Annotated in this window: 19 protein-coding genes; 18 read left to right on the forward strand and 1 reads right to left on the reverse strand. The window is 63.5% G+C overall.

From position 1 onward, the window contains the following. Window positions 1-20: 20 nt before the first annotated feature. On the reverse strand, window positions 21-1,211 hold the full coding sequence (locus tag LGR69_RS29550) for an FAD-binding protein (RefSeq protein WP_230368307.1): 1,191 nt from the start codon (window positions 1,209-1,211) through the stop codon (window positions 21-23). A 618-nt stretch (window positions 1,212-1,829) separates the two neighbouring features. On the opposite strand from LGR69_RS29550, the gene LGR69_RS29555 reads away from it, so the two are divergent. The 18 genes from LGR69_RS29555 to LGR69_RS32255 all read left to right on the forward strand — a co-directional run bounded on the left by LGR69_RS29555 (window position 1,830) and on the right by LGR69_RS32255 (window position 19,615). Further along, a complete protein-coding gene (locus LGR69_RS29555; protein WP_230368308.1) occupies window positions 1,830-3,500 on the forward strand; it encodes an aromatic/alkene/methane monooxygenase hydroxylase/oxygenase subunit alpha in 1,671 nt (556 codons plus the stop codon). Between the two features lie 75 nt (window positions 3,501-3,575). Continuing rightward, complete coding sequence (locus LGR69_RS29560) at window positions 3,576-4,613, forward strand: NADH:ubiquinone reductase (Na(+)-transporting) subunit F (protein ID WP_230368309.1); 1,038 nt, start codon at window positions 3,576-3,578, stop codon at window positions 4,611-4,613. A gap of 52 nt (window positions 4,614-4,665) precedes the next feature. After that, window positions 4,666-5,733, forward strand: coding sequence for an aromatic/alkene monooxygenase hydroxylase subunit beta (locus tag LGR69_RS29565; protein ID WP_230368310.1), 1,068 nt, complete (start codon window positions 4,666-4,668; stop codon window positions 5,731-5,733). A gap of 5 nt (window positions 5,734-5,738) precedes the next feature. Then, the gene (locus LGR69_RS29570; protein WP_230368311.1) at window positions 5,739-6,110 is read left to right on the forward strand and encodes an MmoB/DmpM family protein; all 372 of its coding nucleotides are present in this window, start codon (window positions 5,739-5,741) and stop codon (window positions 6,108-6,110) included. 151 nt (window positions 6,111-6,261) lie between these two features. Next, entirely contained in the window at window positions 6,262-7,893 is a 1,632-nt protein-coding gene (gene groEL / locus LGR69_RS29575; protein ID WP_230368312.1) for a molecular chaperone GroEL, read from the forward strand. A gap of 211 nt (window positions 7,894-8,104) precedes the next feature. Continuing rightward, complete coding sequence (locus LGR69_RS29580; protein WP_230368314.1) at window positions 8,105-8,527, forward strand: hypothetical protein; 423 nt, start codon at window positions 8,105-8,107, stop codon at window positions 8,525-8,527. Between the two features lie 107 nt (window positions 8,528-8,634). Further along, on the forward strand, window positions 8,635-10,722 hold the full coding sequence (locus LGR69_RS29585) for a sigma-54-dependent Fis family transcriptional regulator (RefSeq protein WP_230368315.1): 2,088 nt from the start codon (window positions 8,635-8,637) through the stop codon (window positions 10,720-10,722). Further along, window positions 10,719-11,183: a hypothetical protein gene (locus tag LGR69_RS29590; RefSeq protein ID WP_230368316.1), complete on the forward strand. Its 465-nt coding sequence runs from the start codon at window positions 10,719-10,721 to the stop codon at window positions 11,181-11,183. Before LGR69_RS29585 ends, LGR69_RS29590 begins: the two co-directional genes overlap by 4 nt. A 125-nt stretch (window positions 11,184-11,308) precedes the next feature. Then, window positions 11,309-11,602 carry a hypothetical protein gene (locus LGR69_RS29595; protein ID WP_230368317.1) on the forward strand — a complete coding sequence of 98 codons (294 nt, stop codon included), beginning with the start codon at window positions 11,309-11,311 and terminating at the stop codon, window positions 11,600-11,602. A 31-nt stretch (window positions 11,603-11,633) separates the two neighbouring features. Further along, the gene (locus LGR69_RS29600) at window positions 11,634-12,743 is read left to right on the forward strand and encodes a WD40 repeat domain-containing protein (protein WP_230368318.1); all 1,110 of its coding nucleotides are present in this window, start codon (window positions 11,634-11,636) and stop codon (window positions 12,741-12,743) included. 25 nt (window positions 12,744-12,768) lie between these two features. Further along, on the forward strand, window positions 12,769-12,957 hold the full coding sequence (locus LGR69_RS29605; RefSeq protein ID WP_230368319.1) for a hypothetical protein: 189 nt from the start codon (window positions 12,769-12,771) through the stop codon (window positions 12,955-12,957). A 200-nt stretch (window positions 12,958-13,157) separates the two neighbouring features. Continuing rightward, a complete protein-coding gene (locus tag LGR69_RS29610; protein ID WP_230368320.1) occupies window positions 13,158-14,744 on the forward strand; it encodes a catalase in 1,587 nt (528 codons plus the stop codon). Window positions 14,745-15,062: 318 nt separating this feature from the next. Continuing rightward, complete coding sequence (locus LGR69_RS29615; RefSeq protein WP_230368321.1) at window positions 15,063-15,470, forward strand: c-type cytochrome; 408 nt, start codon at window positions 15,063-15,065, stop codon at window positions 15,468-15,470. A 1-nt stretch (window position 15,471) separates the two neighbouring features. Then, window positions 15,472-15,870 carry a VOC family protein gene (locus LGR69_RS29620; RefSeq protein WP_230368322.1) on the forward strand — a complete coding sequence of 133 codons (399 nt, stop codon included), beginning with the start codon at window positions 15,472-15,474 and terminating at the stop codon, window positions 15,868-15,870. Window positions 15,871-15,900: 30 nt separating this feature from the next. After that, entirely contained in the window at window positions 15,901-16,446 is a 546-nt protein-coding gene (locus LGR69_RS29625) for a gluconate 2-dehydrogenase subunit 3 family protein (RefSeq protein WP_230368324.1), read from the forward strand. A gap of 42 nt (window positions 16,447-16,488) precedes the next feature. Next, window positions 16,489-18,057 carry a GMC family oxidoreductase gene (locus LGR69_RS29630; protein ID WP_230368325.1) on the forward strand — a complete coding sequence of 523 codons (1,569 nt, stop codon included), beginning with the start codon at window positions 16,489-16,491 and terminating at the stop codon, window positions 18,055-18,057. Window positions 18,058-18,177: 120 nt separating this feature from the next. Next, a complete protein-coding gene (locus tag LGR69_RS29635; RefSeq protein WP_230368326.1) occupies window positions 18,178-19,254 on the forward strand; it encodes an NAD(P)-dependent alcohol dehydrogenase in 1,077 nt (358 codons plus the stop codon). A 196-nt stretch (window positions 19,255-19,450) separates the two neighbouring features. Next, window positions 19,451-19,615: a helix-turn-helix domain-containing protein gene (locus LGR69_RS32255; protein WP_370881406.1), complete on the forward strand. Its 165-nt coding sequence runs from the start codon at window positions 19,451-19,453 to the stop codon at window positions 19,613-19,615. Window positions 19,616-20,308 lie beyond the last annotated feature (693 nt).

A 20,308-nucleotide genomic window follows, 5' to 3' on the forward strand; every position in this document is an offset into this window, starting at 1 on the left:
GGAGGGGCGGAATCTGAAGCTTACAGTCCGGCGTACATCCGGCCGGGGTTGAGCAATCCGGCGGGATCGTGCGCCGCCTTGATGCCGGCGGTGAGCCGCATCAGCGGCTCAGCCAGCGGCTGGAACACCGGGACGGCGGCGCGCACGGCGTCGGGGGCGCGGACCAGCGTGGCGTGGCCGCCCTGGGCCTGCACGGCCCGGCGCACCGTCGCGGCGCCGGCATCGCCTTCGGAGCCGGTGGCGAGCCAGATCAGGCCGCCGCCCCAGTCGAAGAACCAGCGGGCGTCGCGCTCCGCCGCGACCGCCGCCGCCAGGGCCGGCCCGTGGGTCGGCGCGGTGGAGATCCGCCAGAGCGCGGCCTCGCGCGGCTCGGCCAGCGGCGCGGCATCGCGCACCGACCGCCAGAGGGCGGCGCCGGCCTCGCCGTCCAGGATCTCCGCCGACCCGTAGCGCTTGAGCAGGCGGCGCAACTCGCCCGTCCGGTAGTCGATCGAGTCCGAAAAGCCTTCGAGGCGCATCAGGGTCCGCGCCTGCGGGGCGCCGATCCCCGCCGGCAGGTGGGCCGCGCCGGTCAGCTCGAACGGCGAGCCCAGGGCCTCCGACAGGGCCGCGATCCCGCGCGCGTCGTCGAGACCCGGGAAGATCAGCGTGGCGACGCGCTCGCAGGACGGCAGCACCTTGAAGGTCACCTCGGTGAGGAGCCCGAGCGTGCCGTGGGCGCCGGCCATCAGCTTCACCAGGTCGAGGCCGGTGACGTTCTTCATCACCCGGCCGCCCGACTTGATCGCCTCGCCCCGCCCGTTGACGAAGCGCACGCCGATCAGGCTGTCGCGGGCCGCCCCGGCATTGATCCGCCGCGGGCCGGCATTGTTGATCGCCGCCACGGCCCCGAAGGTCGGTTCGCCGGTGGTGCCGTAGAGGCTGCGCAGGTCCATCGGCTCGAAGGGCAGCATCTGGCCCCGGGAGGCGAGCAAGGCCTCGACCTCGGCGAGCGGCGTCCCGGCCCGGGCGGCCACCACCATCTCGGCGGGCTCGTAGAGCGTGACGCCGGTGAGCGCCTTCGCCGAGAGCGACGCGCTGTCCTGCGCGGGCCGGCCGAGACCCGCGGCGGTGCCGCCACCGGCCAGCCGCAGGCGCTCGCCGCGTCCGGCCGCCGCCCGCACGATCTCCCCGGCCTCCGCCTCGGTGCCGGGCTGATACAGTGTCGTCATGGCGTTCTGCGTATCTCTTGGCCGTCATACTTTAAAGCGGTGATCGGCAAAGAATCGGCTATTATCGCGATGGCGACCGCATGTCCTTTCGCTACGACGCAAGGGGATCATACGAATCATTTGGCCAACCACTCACATCTACGTCCGTCTGCGATCCGTCCTGGAGAAAAGAATATTCCCCATACTGTTGCACGATGCGACAGTGGCGCATTTTGCAACAGTTGAAGTGCAGCAAATTCGGGCGCCGTAGCTCTAGATGCTTGTGAAGCACCCGCAAAAAACCTGCATTTTCTTGCTGAAATCTCTTTTCCGGTTGACCTGGCACAGCCCATGCGTAAGTTCGATCTAGAACAATGATGACAAGCCCGAGGTGGCCGTCACGACAAGAACGAGGGAGGATACTGATCTGGACGCCACGCTCAGCGGCCTGATGCAAGACTTCGGTCTTGTGCGGTCGGGATCGGGGGCACGCAAAACGCTCCAGCAGTCATCCGAGACCTTTGCCGATAGCTGAGACCGGGCGCGTACGCGCTCGACGCATCTCCGCGTCTGGCGGCCCGGCATGCCGGGAGCTGCCTGGTCTTCCATGTCGACTATCGCCAAACCAAGGATGCAGCGATGTCTGGAACCCTGACACTCAACAAAATAACGGCTCAGAAAGGGATTTCTGTCGGAGAGGCGGCCAAGAAGATCGCCGATCTCGGCTGGAACCCCTCTTACGTTCAGGAGGCTATGACCTTCCCGACAGACTACAAGATCACCAAGGCTCCCAAAGACCCGATGAAGCAGGTTCTGCGGTCCTATTTCCCGATGCAGGAGGAGAAGGACAATCGGGTCTACGGGGCGCTCGATGCGGCGTTGCGCGGCGACATGTTTCGGAACGTCGAGCCGCGGTGGGTCGAGTGGATGAAGCTCTTCCTGGCCATCATTCCGTTTCCCGAGATATCGGCCGCTCGCTCGATGGCAATGGTCGGTCGGCTGGCGCCCGGCGAGGAGCTGCGTACCGGTTTCACCATGCAGATGGTCGACGAGTTCCGCCACTCGACTATCCAGATGAACCTCAAGAAATGGTATATGGAGAACTATATCGACCCGGCCGGGTTTGACATCACCGAAGAGGCGTTCGGCAAGTGCTACGCGACGACAATCGGTCGTCAGTTCGGCGAGGGCTTCATCACCGGGGACGCGATCACCTCGGCCAACATCTACCTGACCGTGGTCGCCGAAACCGCGTTCACCAACACGCTGTTCGTGGCCATGCCGTCCGAGGCCGCCCGCAACGGCGACTATGCGCTGCCGACCGTATTCCTATCGGTACAGTCCGACGAAAGCCGGCATGTCGGCAACGGTCACTCGATGCTGATGTCGATCCTGAAGGAGCCGGAAAACCATCTCCTGCTCGAGCGCGACCTGCGCTACGCCTTCTGGCAGAACCACGCCATCGTCGATGCCGCGATTGGCACGTTCATCGAGTATGGCACCACGAACCGTGACAAGGACAAGGAGTCCTACGCGGAGATGTGGCACCGCTGGATCTTCGAGGACTACTATCGCACCTACATGCTCCCGCTGGAGAAGTACGGTATCAAGATCCACCACGACGACGTTCAGACGGCCTGGAAGCGCATCACTGAGAAACATTACGTTCACAAGATCGCGCAATTCTTCTCCGTCGGCTGGCCGGTGAATTTCTGGCGGATCGAGGCTCAAACCGAGAAAGATTTTGAGTGGTTTGAGCACAAATATCCGGGTTGGTACGCCCAGTTCGGCGAGTACTGGAAGTGGTACGGAAAGCTGAGCAGGCCCGGCCAGAAGATCGTCACCTTCAACGAGGATGTCGGTTACGTATATCCGCACCGCTGCTGGAGTTCGCTGGTGCCGTGCGTCGTGCGCGAGGATCTCGTCACCGGCGAGATCGATGGCCAGCTGCACACCTTTGCGCACGAGATCGATCGTTGGACCGCGGTCGAAGCATTCGCCAACGAATACGAGGGACGTCCTACACCGGCAATGGGTCGGTTCAGCGGCCGTCGTGAATGGGAAAGTGTGTATCACAACTGGGATCTGGCGGATGCCATTAAGGATCTCGGCTTCGTCCGCACGGACGGCAAGACTCTCGTTCCTCAGCCGCATCTTCGCTTCGACAACAAGGATATGTGGACGCTCGACGACGTGCGTGGACACACGCTGAAGAGCCCGCTGATCACCTTGCGCGAGATGTCGCCGGAGGCGCGCGAGGCGCATCTCGCCGAGTATCGCGCCGGCTTCACGATCAATCCCTGCAACTGATGTCGGACGGCTGGCCGGGACATCCCGGCCAGCCGGTCAGAAAAGAACATACCGACACAGGAGGAACTGGCTCCCATGAGCGAGGTATACACCGTCAAACTCAACCCGGTAGGTGTCGAGTTCGAGGTCGAGGAAGACGAGACCGTCCTCGACGCGGCCTTCCGACAGGGCATCGCGCTTCCGCACGGCTGTAAAGAGGGGCGTTGCGCAGCTTGCAAGTGCATCGTTACCGACGGCGAAGTCGAGATGCTGTCCTATTCGACCTTCGCGCTCAACGAAATGGAGCGTGACCAAAACCATGTTCTTCTCTGTCGAAGCATTGTCTCAAGCGACATCGAGGTCGACCTCCTCAATTACGACGAGGAGCTCCTCTCGAAATCGATTCCCGTCCGAAACTTCCAAGCGCGTGTCAGCCGCGTGTCGAGCCTGACACCTGACATCCGTTTGCTGGAAATCGAACTTGATCAACCTCTGAAGTTCTGGGCTGGGCAGTATGTCGACATCACGCTTCCGGGAGCAGAGGAGATTACGCGCTCGTTTTCCATGGCAAATCCGCCGAGCGAAACGCAAAAACTCTCATTCATCATCAAAAAGTATCCCGGCGGACGATTCTCCTCTCGCCTCGACGGAGAGCTCGATGTCGGATCCACCGTCGGCGTCAAAGGACCCTACGGAACCTGTTTCCGCCGCGAAAACAGAGGAGGAGCCCTAATCCTCGTTGGGGGTGGCTCGGGGATGTCACCGCTGTGGTCCATCCTCCACGACCACATCGCAAGCGGAGAAGAACGTCCAGTCCATTTCTTCTATGGCGCGCGCACGCAAACCGATCTGTTCTATCTGGATCTGTTCGCCGAGGTAGCTCGGTCCAATCCGCGCTTCACCTTCATACCGGTTCTTTCCCACGCTCCTGACGACGCCGCGTGGCAGGGCGAACGAGGATTCGTTCACGAAGTCGTCGACGACCATCTGCGCCGTTTCGCTTACGGCGAGGATCTCGACGTGTATGCCTGCGGTCCGGAACCTATGATCGAGGCACTCACCCCAGTGCTGCAGATGAACGACGTGTCTTCGGACCGGATCTTCTTCGACAAATTCACACCGGCACGGGCGTAACCGGGCCGAACGAAGTCGCTATCAGCGGCAAATTACTACCGGGAGGACTATGATGACGTTGGAAGCTGCTGCAAGGAAGTCGGGCGCAGCCGGCTCGGCGATATTCGCGGACTCGGACAGCCGCAAATATCGGTATTTCGAACCTAAAGGCAAACGCGCGACCCATTATGAGGACGTGACTGTCGACGTACAGCCGGACCCCGAGCGGTACCTACTCCAGAACTGGATCATCTCGTTCGCGGACGGGAAGGGCGCATACTCGAAAGAGAATACGGCGGCGCTGAGTTCCAATTGGCACGCTTTCCGCGCGCCAGATCAGGAATGGGAACGCACGCACTATCAGCGCCAGTCGAAAATCGAGGCGATGGTGCAATCCGTGATCGCGAACGGTCGCAAGGCTGGCGCTCCGGCCGCCTTTGACAAGGCCTGGGTGAAAATCCTCCAGAACCATCTCGGCGCATGGAAGCATGCGGAGTTCGGGCTGGGCACCGCGCTCATGCAGGCGCAGCGCTACGGCTACACCCAGATGATCAACAACGCGACCCTGACGAACTCGTCCTACAAGCTGCGCCTTGCCCAGGACATCACGCTCTACCTCGCTGAGATCGGGATGGACATCGCAGGGTTCGACGACGCGGCGGGCAAGCGGCACTGGCTCGAGGACGGAACCTGGCAGGGAACCCGGGAGGCGGTGGAAGCCATCATGGGCTCGACCGACTACCTCGAGCAGTATTTCGCGACCAACATCGTCTTCGAGCCGCTGGTGGGCGAACTGTTTCGCAGCGGCTTCTTGATGCAGGTCGCCTCCTCAAACGGCGACTTCATCACGCCGCCGGTGATCTCCGCAGCCGAAGCGGACTACGAGCGCAACCTGGCCAACGCGATCGATCTGTTCCACGTGCTCGCCACCGACGCCGTACATGCCGAGCACAACCGGACCCTGTTCCGGAGCTGGGTCGAACGGCACGTCGCTTTGGCTCGCAAGGCAGCGGCCGATCTCCAGCCAATCTGGTCGCAGCCCCACTCGAAGCCGGCCCAGTTCGCAGACGCGAAAGCGGCGTCCACCGAACGTGTCACCAAGATCCTCGGCGAGCTAGGCCTCGATCTTCCTCAGGAGTAATTGGCATGTCTGTGAATGCACGCAATGCGTCCAATCAGAACATTTTCCAGAAAATGGGAGATCTCTCCTTAGATCAGACGATCTCCCACCAATGCGGCGTCACCATGAACGATAGCGTCGAGGCGCGCGCGATCGCGGAATTTATGGGCCAGAAGCCGGGCGTCACCATCACCCACCAGCCCGCTCTGATCCGCATCGATGGAAACGGTGAACTCGTCTTCAAGATGGACGAGATCAGCGAGATCCTCGGCAAGGAGATGACCGCGGAGATCTTCGAGGTCAATACCTCGACGCACTACGGCAGGATGATCCGCGTTGACGACAATACGGTGACGTTGTTCGGCGATATGGAAGCTGCTCTGCAGTACATCGAGTAAGCGGTTCCACTCAACAACTCAGCCGGCCACCCACCGGCGGTCGGCTCCTCCCGCCCGAAACGTCGGACGCCCGCGGGACCGGTTGGGGATCTCGAACCGCGGTTCGGCCGCCCCCTTCTGAATCAACGACACCACCGGGGAAGAAACACAAATGCCCAAAGTCCTCCTTCACGACATCGAGGCGCGTCGGGCGCTGGCCCGCGGCGTGGGGAAGCTCGCCGTCGCCGTCGAGTCGACGCTCGGCCCGAAGGGAATGAACGCGATGATCGACCGGCCGATCGGGACGCCGATCGTGTCGCGCGACGGCGTCACGATCGCGTCGGAGATCGAGTTGCCGGACCGTTTTGAGAACATGGGTGCTCAGGTCGTACGGGAAGTCTCGATGCAGACCAACGAGGTCGCCGGCGACGGAACGACGACGGCGATGGTCCTGGCGAATGGCCTGATCCAGGGTGGCGTCGGGGCGCTGGAGCGGGGTGCCGGAGCGGTCGACCTCTGCAAGGGGATCCACCGTGCCGTGGAAGTGATTGTCGAAGAATTGCGCCGGTCCGCGGTCCCGGCTCGAGACGGTAAGATGCTGCGGGCGGTCGCGACGATCGCCGCGACTGATCCGAGACTCGGCGGGCTCGTGGCGGAGGCGATCGAGCGCGTCGGCAGCACGGGGATCGTGACCTCGGAGTACGGTCTCACCACGGAGACGACGCTGGAGGTGACCGAGGGGCTCTCGTTCGACCGCGGCTATATCTCTCATCACATGGTGACAGACGTCGAACGGATGGAGGTCGTCCTCAACGACCCGTTCATCCTGCTGACCGATCTGAAGATCAGGAGCCCGGAGGAACTCGCCGGTATCCGCGAGGCAGTGACCGGCACTGGACGGCCGCTGGTCATCGTGGCTGAGGAAGTCTCTCCGGAGGTTTTAGTCACGCTCCTCGGAGACGGAAATCGTGGCAAGGTCCTCGTCGTCCATCCGCCGGATTACGGCCACTGGCGCAAGGCCATGATGGACGATCTCGCGATCCTGACGGGCGGCAAGGTCGTGGCGCGCGATCTCGGCGGTCGCCTGGAAGAGATGAGCCTATCCGATCTCGGTTCGGCGGACCGCGTCCGGTCGAGCGCTCGTGAGACCACGATCGTGCGCGGTAGGGGCGACCCGGCATCGATCGCCGCGCGGCTCGCTCAGGTCACCAAGCAGTACGAACTGGCGCCGCCCAACATCGAGCAAGACAAGCTCAAGGAGCGGGTGGCCAAGCTCTCCGGCGGCTCGGCTGTGCTGATGGTCGGCGGCGCGACGCCGGTCGAGCAAAAGCGGACGATGCAGTTGATCGACGACGCCGTCAACGCTACCCGCGCGGCCGCCGAGGAAGGGATCGTCCCCGGCGGCGGTACGGCTTTGGCGCAGTGCGCGCCCGTGCTGGAACGTGCGCTCGGCAACGTCGACGGTGACGTCGGGCGCGGCATCGGCTTGGTCAAAGAGGTCTTAACGCGGCCGGCGGCGTTCATCGCGCGCAACGCCGGACACGACCCCGGGCGCGTCATCCCGAATCTCACGACGGCGCGGCGTGGTACCGGCTTTGATGCCGCGACCGGTATGTTCACGGACATGGTCGAGTCCGCCATCGTCGATCCGGTGCGCGTCACCTACACCGCGCTCCGCAACGCGGCCTCCGTCGCGACCTTAGTCCTGACAACCCACACGCTCGTGGCCGACCTCCCTGAACACGTCGACCCGACTGCTGGCCCCGCTCTTGGAGGTGGCGCGGAGAACCTGGGCCGGGCGTGACCTCGCTCGGTCGAACATACCGGGCGAACGCCTGTTACAACGATCGTCCGGTATAGCTGGCCAATACATGTGATGGCTTGTCGTATTCAACCAATGTTCTGTAATCGAAACGAACAACGGGCCGAGGATCAGGGCGGTGCTGTCGGTGCGTCGGGAGGAGACTATGGTACATATTCTTTCCAAGCAGGATGGCCCGCGGAAGGAGGACGCTATGATGAAGCGGATCCTTCGCGAGAACCGCGGAACGATCGATCAGATCAAGCACGCCATCACGGGCGGGGGCGCCTTAGCGCGCATCATCGAAGCTCCATCCCCGGAGGTCACCCGCACCTACGGGACACGTCGGGCAGCGCCGGAGAAGAGCGTCGCGCCCTACATCCGTCTAAGCCCGAATGGACGCGTGGTTGTCGCCGATTTCGAATCTGGGCGGCAACTGCACCATGTAGGCGATCTACGCGGCCCTCGGCAGGCCCCGCGCTTCGTTCTCGCAACGAAGGAGAACGGCTATTTCGCACCGCTCGACACGGCAATCTCCGAGCGACTGGCTGCGTTGGACGGCACCGTCGTCGCGGAAGGGGACGCGGAAGACCGTCTCAAGCGAGAGATCGCCGCGAGGCTCGGTATCGAGGGGTAAGATGTCTGGGTCCCGGCACGCCACACAAGCCTGGGCGAGATGGGCGCTCATCCGGCTCGGACATCCTCCGAGCTGCTGCAGCTGCTTGGCGTGACAGCGACGTCCATATGACCAAGCTTCCGTTCAAACCTTCGACCGATCTCGGTCCCGATGCGCAGCGACCAGCCGGCCAGGAGCTGGCGTCAGAGCGTGTTTGGGCTGCCGACACGGAGATGCTCCGCGACCGCGACTACGATGAGAAGCGGATCATGCGGGCTTGGGAGCACTTCGTGGTTTCGGGTCGGCTCGAGGGCGAGCCCGGACTGATCCGGCCCGCGATCCGGCATTCCTGGGAGCGCAGCGCCACCCTGGGCGTCAACGCGCACGGGCGCGGTAGTGCGCAGTCGACCTCTGACGACGCGTTGGAGCGGCTTCGCCGCGACAACGAGGATCTCTTGGTCTCGGCCCGCACCGCCTTCCGCCGGATCACGGAGATCATCGGCGAGACCGGGGCCATGGCCGTGGTCACCGACGCACAGGGCGTCATTCTCGACGTGGGCGGAAATCGCCGCACCATCGAGCGTGCGCATGACATCCGGTTGGAAGTTGGGGCCGCTTGGGCCGAGTCGGTCGCCGGCACGAATGGTATCGGTACGGCCTTGTCGACGGGCCGCCCGGTCCACGTCCACGCGGCGGAGCATTTTTGCGAGGGCGTGAAGGCCTGGGCCTGCGTCGGCGTTCCGATCCGCGACCCGCTCGACGGGAGCGTGATCGGTCTCATCGACCTGTCCGGGCCACAGGGGGTGTTTCACCGCTACAACCTGGCGTTGGTGATGCTCTCGGCCGGGCAGATTCAGCAGATGCTGGTCGAGCGTGCGAACGTCGAACGGATCTCTCTCCTGGAAGCGTCCCTCGACCGAGTCCGGCACATCGGATCGTCGGACGGCATGGTTCTGCTCGACCAGTTCGGGCGTGTTCTGCACTTCGACGACGTGGCCCGCAGGCGTTGGCCGACCCTCGGCACCGGCGCGAACCTTAAAATCGGGGAGCGGCTCGCCAGATCCGAGTCCGGCGCGGCGAGCGAACTCGGCTTGCGGCTAGCGGAGCCGTTGACGGGTCACAGCTTGGAGCCGCTGGTGCGCGGCGGCGCGGTGCGAGGCGCGATGTTGGTCCTCGGCGGCAAGCCGCGGCCGAGCGTTGCGGCGCGCATCCAGGAGACGCCGCTCCTGACCGCCGCCAAAGCACGGATCATCGGCAGCAGCGAGCCGCTTCTGCAGGCTGTTGATCGCGTCGTCCGCGCCGCTCGGGGACGCACCGCGATCCTCCTGGAAGGCGAGACCGGCGTCGGCAAAGAGCTCTTCGCCCAGCTCGCCCACGCTGTCGGTTCGACCACGGGCAACGAACCTTTCGTCGCCCTCAATTGCGGTGCGGTCTCAAAGGATCTGCTCGGCGGCGAACTGTTCGGCCATGCGCCCGGAGCGTTCACGGGTGCGACGCGCGAGGGGCGGGCCGGCCGGTTCGAACAGGCTCACGGTGGCACGCTGAGCCTCGACGAGATCGGCGAGATGCCGCTGGACCTGCAACCCTATCTCCTGCGTGCTCTGGAAGAGCGCGCCGTCACCCGGCTTGGCGAGAGCAAGCCGCGCCCCGTCGACGTAAGACTCGTGGCCTCGACCAACCGCAATCTCAAGCAGGAGGTCGAGCAAGGCCGCTTTCGACGGGATCTCTTTTACCGGATCAGCGTCGTGCGGATCACGATCCCGCCGCTGCGCCAGCGCACGGGTGACATCGCGGCACTGATCGAACACTACAACAGGGAGCTCTCGATCCGGCACGCGTGCCCGCCGCTCCGCTTCGAGCCAGATGTCTTCGCCTTTCTTCAGCGCTACGACTGGCCGGGGAACGTGCGGGAGTTGCGCAACCTCATCGAGGGTTTGGTGCTTCTGTCGAGCGGCGAACCGGTAGGCTTCGCGGATCTGCCCGAAGAGATGATCGCCGACACGCCAGCTGAGGGTGATCTTCTCCCACCAAGACCGCCGCAGCATGCGGACGCCGCGCTCCCGATCGATCGCCTTGAGGACGCCAAACGGCGCGCGATCGAGCAAGCCATCGCCGACGCGAACGGAAATGTCTCTGTCGCAGCCAGCCGGCTCGGCGTCGCACGCAGCACGATCTATCGCCAAATTCACCATCTCAAGGGCAGGCGCCGTCCATGACTACGCCGCCTCAATCGCCGGTCGCCTCAGCTGCGGACACCGCCACGCGCATTCTCGCCGTCGCGGATCGCGACGTGACGTTCATCCTCAGAGTCGTCGGTGAGAGCCAACAGACTCTCGTCGAGCACTTTCAGAGCTTTATTGAGGAATCTTTGAACGCGTGCGGGATCGGCTACGGTGATCATCCTCTCCTTCGGCCGTTCGTGGACACGCATGCGCGTGAACTGGCCGAGTTCGTTCACAACGGGATCGCTCTTCGACACCGGTTTGGGCTCCGCGACTGCGAGGCGGCCAACATTATGCCCCCCGATCTTCGGCGCGTGGATCTCTGGGACGACCTGCGCTCGCTCATTGAGCAGGCCGAGGCGCATTTTGCCGCTTCGCCCCAGGGGCTGCCGGCCATCCTCGCTGAGGTCACGGCATTCCAGGAGAGCCGCCGGAAGGACGACGCCGATGCGTGAGGCCTGTGTGACAGTTCCGCGGCCGGAGCGACGGGATCAGACTTGCTATCACCCGTCTCAGCCACTCTCCGACCGCTTATGCCCAGGCGCCGTCCCGGCGACGTTCCAAGAGAGGATCACACGCGATGGCCGAACCGCGCCCAACGCTGAAGGATCTCCTGCGAACCCGCTTCGAACTCTGCGGTCGGATCTCGGCTGCGCAGGCTCGGATGGTGACCTGTCAACAGTTGACGTTCGGGAACCAGATCGCAGCCCTCGCCGAGCGGCGTTTCCCGTCACAGACCGGCGAAGACGCCACGGCGCGCGAACGCGAGGAAGCGATGCAGGCGATGATCGCCGCGCTGGAGGCCGAGATCGGCGAACTGGAACGCGAACTCGCAGACGTCGACCAGCAGATCGCCGCCGAGAGAACGGCCTGACCGACGGTGCGCGAACAGAGCCAGTCTCGCTATGACCGGTACAAACCTGATTGATCTGCTCGGACGGCGTTGGACGTTGGGGTCGGCTGTCACTGCGATCGCCCTCGATGCGACCGAGACGACGGCTGCTTTTGCTCTCGCCGACGGTCGTCTCGCGCTCGCCCCTGTCGCGGATCCTGATTCAGCTGCCGATCGCTACCATGTCGCGGGCGATACCGGGCGAGCGACGATCACGCCCCGCCGCAGCGGTACGGCGCCGATCATCGTTGTGGCAGGGGAGGCGGGCTATCGCCAAATCGCCGCGTTCGGTGCGGCCGGCTTCCTCGCCGGAGGGGTCGCGGGCGCGCTCGACATCGTCGCCCCGAATGGAAGCACCACGCGTCTGGCGAGCATCGAGCAACCGCTCCAGGCACTCGTGCAGATGAACGATGGCAGGGTCTTGGTCGCACTCAGTCAGGCGCTGATGACCGCCGTTCCCGGGGACGCGGGCATCCATCCCCTGCTGCAGAGCGATAAGGTATCTCCGCCCGTGGCGGTCGCACCCGACGGAGACTGGCTGGCACATGGAGGCGCTGGCCTGACGCTTCGCCACGCTACCGACACGCGCCGTGGCGTCGACGTCCTGACCGCGCTCATCCCACTGCGTATGACCTGGAGTCCGGACGGGCGCTGGCTCGCGGCTTCGCTCGCTGGCGGCGGGATCGCGCTGCTGCGTTTCGAGAACGGTCGTGTCCTGCGAACCATCGATCTCCCGAACTACCCCGCCCCGGTCCATGCCCTCAGCTGGGATTCGACGTCACGCCTGCTCGCAACCAGCGGCGCCTACCGCATCATCGTCTGGCCCGTCGAACAGTTCGAGACCGACGCGACGGAACCGCGAAGCCTGCCGACCGGGCGATCCGGGCTGGCGACGGTCGAAGCCGTCGCCGTCCATCCGCAGCGCGCGCTCATCGCCGCCGCCTACGAGAGCGGGATGGTGGTTGTGGCGCCGATCGGGGAGCGGGACGAACTCGTCGTCCGTACGCCGGGTGGCGATCCCGTCACGGCGGTGACCTGGTCCCGCGATGGGCAGTCGCTCGTCCTCGGCACAGCGGCGGGCGAGGCCAGCATCATCACCTTCCCGCCGCAGCTGTTCAAATAAGCGCAGCGGCCAAGAGGAGACCATCATGTCCCAAGCCCAGACGAACCAGCCTGAGAACGACAGCAAAGACGCGTTCTTCCGGGAGATCGCCGAGCTCTCCGAACGCATGATCGCTGCCCACGGGAAAGAATTTTCCATGGGCGTGCTCGTGCTCGCCGCGCGCTTCATTGCGGAAAGCAAGCCATTTACGAGCACGCTGCCGGATTTGCAGTGAACACGGAGTCTACAAAGTCCTATTTTGCTACATTCCTTGCATTGACTCGCGATGGCTTAATGTTTTGACTGTACTGTAGAATTTTTATAACCAAGGCGATAAGCACTTGATTCCGCTAGGATGACGAAAAAGGCCAGCATGCAGGCTGGTCTTACTCAGCGAAATTGAAGCCGATCGACCGGATCTGGAGTTCACAGGTTATGCCCGACCAGCCTTATCTGACCACCCGCCAGGGCCATCCGGTCCGCGACAACCAGAGCACCCGCACGGTCGGCGAGCGGGGCCCGGCGACGCTCGAGAACTACCAGTTCATCGAGAAGATCACGCATTTCGATCGCGAGCGGATCCCGGAGCGCGTCGTCCACGCCCGCGGCGCCGGCGCCCACGGCTACTTCGAGGCCTACGGCAAGATCGGCAACGAGCCGGCCTCCAAGTACACCCGCGCCCGCGTGCTGAACGAGACCGGCGTGAAGACGCCGATGTTCGTGCGCTTCTCGACCGTCGCCGGCGCCAAGGAGAGTCCGGAGACGGAGCGCGACCCGCGCGGCTTCGCGGTCAAGTTCAAGACCGTCGACGGCAATTGGGACCTCGTGGGCAACAACCTCAAGGTCTTCTTCATCCGCGACGCGATCAAGTTCCCCGACATGATCCACGCGTTCAAGCCGGATCCGGTGACGAACCGTCAGGAGGCGTGGCGCTTCTTCGACTTCGTGGCCCAGCACCCCGAAGCCATCCACATGGTGACGCACCTCAAGTCGCCCTGGGGCATCCCGGCCAATTACCGCGAGATGGAAGGCTCGGGCGTCAACACCTACAAGCTGGTCAACGACCAGGGCGAGGCGGTGCTCTGCAAGTTCCACTGGATCCCCAAGCAGGGCGTCCGGAACCTGACCTCGCAGCAGGCGTCGGAGATCCAGGCCAAGGATGTTGGCCACGCGACCCGCGATCTGTACGACAACATCAAGGCCGGCAATTTCCCCGAGTGGGAATTTGCCGTGCAAATCATGCCGGACGGCCCGAACGATCACCTGTCGTTCGATCCGCTCGACGACACGAAGCTGTGGCCGGTGGACCAGTTCCCGCTGCTGCCCTGCGGCCGGATGGTCCTCGACCGCGTGCCGGACAACTTCTTCGCTGAGGTCGAGCAGTCGGCCTTCGGCACCGGCGTGCTTGTCGACGGCATCGACTTCTCGGACGACAAGATGCTGCAGGGCCGGACGCTGTCCTACTCGGACACGCAGCGCTACCGCGTCGGCGCCAACTACCTGCAGCTGCCGATCAACGCGCCGCAGCCCGGCGTGAAGGTCTATTCCAACCAACGGGACGGCCAGATGACCTACGGGGTCGACGGCACCGGTCCGAACAAGCACATCAACTACGAGCCGTCGACGCTGGCCGAGGGCCTGCGCGAGGCGCCCAAGCCCGCCAAGGACTACCATCAGCCGGTCCAGGGCAATCTCGGCCGGTATCAGACCTCGCGCACCGAGGACGATTACACCCAGGCGGGCGTGCGTTACCGGTCCTTCGAGGATTGGGAGCGCGAGGACCTGATCGCCAACTTAGTCGGCGACATGAAGCAGTGCCCGGAGCCGATCCAGCTGCGGATGGTCTGGCACTTCTGGCACGCCGACGAGGATTACGGCCGCCGCGTTGCCGAGGGTGCCGGTATCGATCTGGAGAAGGCCAAGGCCCTGCCGCCGCTGCCGGGCCGCGCCGCCCCGGGCAAGCGCCTGCAATCCGAGACCTACTCGGACGGCTCGCAGGCCCATAAGGTCGCCGCGGAGTGATTGCGACGGCGAAGATTGTGCTGTCGGCGCACGGAATGTGAGGTTCGAGGTCGGGGCTGTTGCCGTTGTTCGCAACATCAAGGCGAGCTGGATCTCAGACATCCAAACCGTCAAACGACGTCAGATCCGACAACAGCGTAAAACGAACGCATTGTTTTCCTCGAAACACTGCGAGATCATTCAGTAAATTCGGCAGTGTCAATCCGTAAATCATAGACAACGTTTTAAGATTAGCCACAGCGGGCATCGCTAGACCCGGCGCACGCTAGCCGAAGAAACAATGACCGGGCGATCTGAAGGTCATAATAGGGAGGAATTATGCCCACTATTCTATACGGCCTCTTCCTGTCGACGCTGTTCTGGACCGCATTCGGCTTAGCGGTACCTGGTTCAGCTCATGCGCAGGTCGGACCGCCAGTCGCCCAGCTTCCTTCCGGCCAAGTGCTCTTCGAGCGCCAGTGCGCGACATGCCACTCGATCAACACGACAGATCCCGCGCGGCAGGGGCCGACGCTGTTCGGCGTGATCGGGCGAAAGGCCGGGACGGTGGCCGGCTACCACTACTCGGCCGGCTTCTCCAAGGCCGACTGGACCTGGGACGAGTCGCGCTTGGACCGCTGGCTGACCAACCCGCAGGCGATGATTCCTGGGGCGATTATGCCCTACCGCCAATCCAAGGCCGAGGTTCGATCGGCGATCATCAACTATCTGAAGGAGCTACACTGACATGGGCACTAAGCTGGTGCATTCGATGATCCGTGTTCTCGACGATATCAAGTCGATCGCGTTTTATGACCAGGTTCTCGGGTTGAAAGTGGCTGACCGGCTCGATTTTGATGGTTTTTCGCTGATTTATCTGCGTAACGAGCTCTCACCATTCGAGCTGGAGCTCACAGTCAACCACGACCGGACGGAGAAGTACCAGCTCGGCGACGGCTACGGCCATCTGGCCGTCACGGTCGATTCGCTCGAGGCTGAGCACGAGCGACTGTCGAGCGGCGGAATCTCGGTCGGGCCCATCCGCGACTTCAAGCACCGCGGCGCCACACTGGCGCGCTTCTTCTTCATCACGGATCCCGATGGGTACAAGATCGAAGTGATCGAGCGCGGCGGACGCTTCGTCTAACAATAGACCGCGATTGAAAGGGAGATCATTATGAGAACAGTCGATCCACGCAACCGATACAGCCGCCGTTTTCTCCTCAAGGGGATGGCCGCGGGATTGCCCGCTGCGGCAATCGCCAGCTCTGCGGAGCTGTCAGTATCCGACGCTTGGGCAGAAGACGGCCCGCTGGCGCCACCCACGATGAAGACACTGGTTAAGGTTGCTCGTGACATCTACCCACACGATTTCCTCGGCGACGTTTACTACGTCAATGCTATCAAGCCGTGGAACGGCAAGGCTGCGAGCGACCCGGCGATCAAAACCATGCTCGAAGACGGCGTGCGGCGCCTGGATGGCGATGCTCAGAAGGGGCATGGCGTTCCTTACGTCGACGTCGGCTGGGAGGAGCAGCGGGTCAAACTCCTCGAAGGTGTCGAGAAGACAGATTTCTTCAAGAAGCTTCGATCCGATCTGGTCGTGTCGCTCTATAATCAGCACGAGCTTTGGAAGAAATTCGGCTACGAGGGCCCATCTGCAGACAAAGGTGGATACATCAACCGCGGATTCAATGACATCGATTGGCTTCCGAAGACCTGAAGCCAGCACTAACAGACAAAAATATGCTCAGGGAGGATAATGATGGCCCAATTTGATCTGAATGACGACGGCGTCGTCGTGATCGTAGGCTCCGGCGCTGGCGGCGGCACGCTCGGGAATGAACTCGCGCAGCGCGGCATCAAGGTCGTGATGCTCGAAGCCGGTCCGCGCAATGAAATCCAAGACTTCGTCAACGACGAGTGGGAGAGCTTCACCCAGCTCGCCTGGACCGACATGCGAGTCGCGTCCGGCTCGTGGCGCGTCGCGCAGGACTTCCCGAACCTCCCGGCGTGGATCGTCAAGTCGGTCGGTGGATCGACCGTTCACTGGGCGGGCGCCTCGCTCCGGTTTGACGAACATGAGTTCAAGATCGCGTCCGCCTACGGCGGCGTGAAAGGTGCAAATCTTCTCGACTGGCCCATCACCAAGGCCGACCTTGATCCGTGGTACGACAAGGCCGAGACGAAGATGGGGGTGACCCGCACGAACAACATCCCCGGGCTTCCGGGCAACAACAACTTCAAGGTGATGGAGGCCGGCGCGCGAAAGCTCGGCTATAAAGAGGTCAGCACCGGGCGCATGGCGATCAACAGTGAGCCGCGGGATGGACGGGGCTTCTGCCAGCAGATCGGCTTTTGCTTCCAGGGCTGCAAGTCGGGCGCCAAATGGTCGACGCTGTACACGGAGATTCCGCAAGGGGAGGCGACCGGCAACCTCGACGTCCGGCCGAACAGTCACGTGGCTCGGATCGAGCACGATCGAACAGGGAAGGTGACGGGGGTCACCTACTTCGACGAAACCGGTGCCCTGCAGCGTCAGAAAGCGCGTGTCGTGTGCGTGGCCGGCAACTCGCTCGAGAGCCCTCGGCTTCTGCTCAATAGCGCCTCATCCCTGTTTCCAAACGGCTTGGCCAACTCGTCGGGTCAGGTCGGGCGCAACTACATGCGCCACATGACCGGTTCTGTGTACGCCACGTTTGAAAAGCCGGTGCACATGTATCGCGGCACCACTATGGCGGGCATCATCCGCGATGAGGCGCGCCACGATCCCGCTCGCGGCTTCAACGGTGGCTACGAGATGGAGACGATCTCGATCGGGCTTCCGTTCATGGCGGCGTTCCTCAACCCTGGAGCCTGGGGTCGCAGCTTCACCAGCGCTCTCGAGACCTATCCTCGCATGGCCGGCATGTGGTTGATCGGGGAGGACATGCCGCAGGAGAGCAACCGCATCACCCTCGACCCGACGGCGAAGGACAAGCATGGGCTGCCGGTCGCAAACGTCCACTACGACGATCACCCGAACGATATCGCCATGCGCAACCACGCTTACCGGCAGGGTGCAGCCATCTACGAGGCCGTCGGGGCGACGGTGACCTATCCTACGACGCCCTATCCGAGCACCCACAATATGGGGACCAACCGCATGAGCGCGAATCCGCGCGACGGTGTGGTCAATAAGTTCGGCCGGACGCACGACATCAAGAACCTGTTCATCTCAGACGGCAGTCAGTTCACCTCGGGCGCGGCCTGCAATCCTACGCTCACGATCGTGGCGCTCGCGATCCGGCAGGCCGATCACATCGCCAGCGCAATGCAGAAGCGCGACATCTAGGGCTCGGACGGGCTGCACAGAAAATCGGAGGTGCGCGTCTTTGGGGGGCGCGGTCCACAGGGTGGGCCGCGCCGGCCTCTTCGAGAGAACGTCGGAGCGTGAAGCGGCGAGGAGATCGATATGCAGCGCAAGATGAAGGCGGCGGTGTTCGTGGAGAAGGGCCGGATCGTGCTCGACGAGAAGCCGATCCCGGATATCGGCCCGCAGGATGCGCTGGTCAGGATCACCACGACTACGATCTGCGGAACCGACGTCCACATCCTGAAGGGCGAGTATCCCGTCGAGAAGGGCCTGACCATCGGGCACGAGCCCGTCGGCATCATCGAGAAGTTGGGTTCCGGCGTCACCGGCTTCACGGAGGGACAACGGGTGATCGCCGGCGCCATCACGCCATCCGGCTGGAGCCACGCGTGCCTGTGCGGCTGCGGCGCCCAGGACGGTGCGGGAACCCGGCACGGCTGGAAGGCGATCGGCGGCTGGAAATTCGGCAATACGATCGATGGCTGCCAGGCCGAATACGTGTGCGTCCCCGACGCGATGGCGAATCTCGCGCCCATCGGCGACAGCGTCAGCGACGAACAAGTCCTGATGTGTCCTGACATCATGTCGACGGGCTTGGCCGGCGCCGAGACCGGGCAGATCAAGATCGGTGACACGGTCGCGGTCTTCGCGCAGGGGCCGATCGGCCTCTGCGCGACGGCTGGTGCGAAGCTCATGGGCGCGACCCGCATCATCGCCGTCGACACGGTTCCGGCGCGCCTGAAAATGGCCAAGCGGATGGGTGCGGACGCTGTTGTGGACTTCAAGGCAGAGGACCCTGTCGAGGCCATCATGCGCCTGACCGACGGGCGCGGCGTCGACGTCGCGATCGAGGCACTCGGCACGCAGCCGACCTTTGAGGCTGGCTTGCGTGTGCTTCGCCCGGGTGGGGTGCTTTCAAGCCTTGGCGTCTATTCGACGGACCTCAAGATCCCGCTTGACGCCTTCTCGGCCGGGCTCGGAGACAAATCGATCCGGACCTCGTTGTGCCCGGGTGGAAAGGAGCGCATGCGCCGCATGCTCGAGGTCGTCACCTCAGGGCGCGCCGATCTTTCCGGGCTGGTGACCCACCGCTTCAAACTGGAAGAGATCGAGGACGCCTATGAACTCTTCGCCAATCAGCGCGACGGGGTTCTGAAAGTCGCGATCACACCCTGATCGTGCATGGCTCACACGCGAGCATCGCGAAGCCCCGGGACGAGACCGCGGTGGCGTCCTCTTTGCTGGTCCAGCAGGCGCTGTGTCTCCGGGTGGCGTGTTACCCGACGTGCGCGAAAAGATCTGGCCTTCAGGCCGGGGATGTAAGCGCACCAGCGACGTTTCAGAACGGAGCATGAACACCTAGGCTGCCCAGATGGCGGTTGCAGCGGGCTACCGGTACCGATTTGACCCGACGCCGGAGCAGGCAGACTTGCTTCGGCGCACCTTCGGGTGCGTGCGGTCTACAACATCCTGGCCGCGGGGCACGCGGTCAGGGCCGGGTCCGATCCCCGGCGATCGCCTTTGGAGCGGACGTTAGACGCGCCGGGCTCGGCCCGGTGCGCGGCCCCGATGAAACAGGAACTTGCGGCGTGAGCCGCAGGAATCCTCGCCCTTCTTGGGCGAGGAGGCTCTGTCAAGTTCGCCTCTGCCAGCGCCGGGAACGCGGCTCAGAGCATCCGGGCCTTAACGTCTTCCCCGCCCGGAAGGATCGGGTTTTTCGGAGACCATGAGGTCCCGTCCAGTCGACGCTTTGACGGGCTTCTGATGCACACCCTCCACGCTCAGCAACGGTGTGTTCCACTTCCGTTTGATCGTGATCACCGCGTTGGTATCGGCGCGGTCGGTGTGTGGTGTCCAGAATAGACCTGTTGAGACCGGCTTTCTGGCTGACCTGTTTGCCCGGTACCTCTGCCGTCCAACGGGTAGAGGCGGTCGTGTTTTAGAGCGCCAAATCCTCAGTCACGATGACCGCGTGCTCGCGGACGAGCCCCGCCATGACTTGGTGCGCGATGCTTTCGCCGATTGGCCACCCGCCTGGCCCGGCTCGCTGGTGCGCTGACGCCGACACAACGTACATTGGGCAGCGTAAGTTTCCAAACGTTCATAGCGAGTTAGCCAACAAAGACGTGGCGCGTTCGTCGGCGTCTTTGCGCTAGCCCGTCTTATTCACAAGGGCAGTGGATCTGTGGTGGCGAGCGTAGCGTAAAGCATTGATGTGGCTTAGGGATTG

Origin of the sequence: Methylobacterium brachiatum, from assembly GCF_020523825.1 — a bacterium.
GTDB classification, from domain to species: domain Bacteria; phylum Pseudomonadota; class Alphaproteobacteria; order Rhizobiales; family Beijerinckiaceae; genus Methylobacterium; species Methylobacterium brachiatum.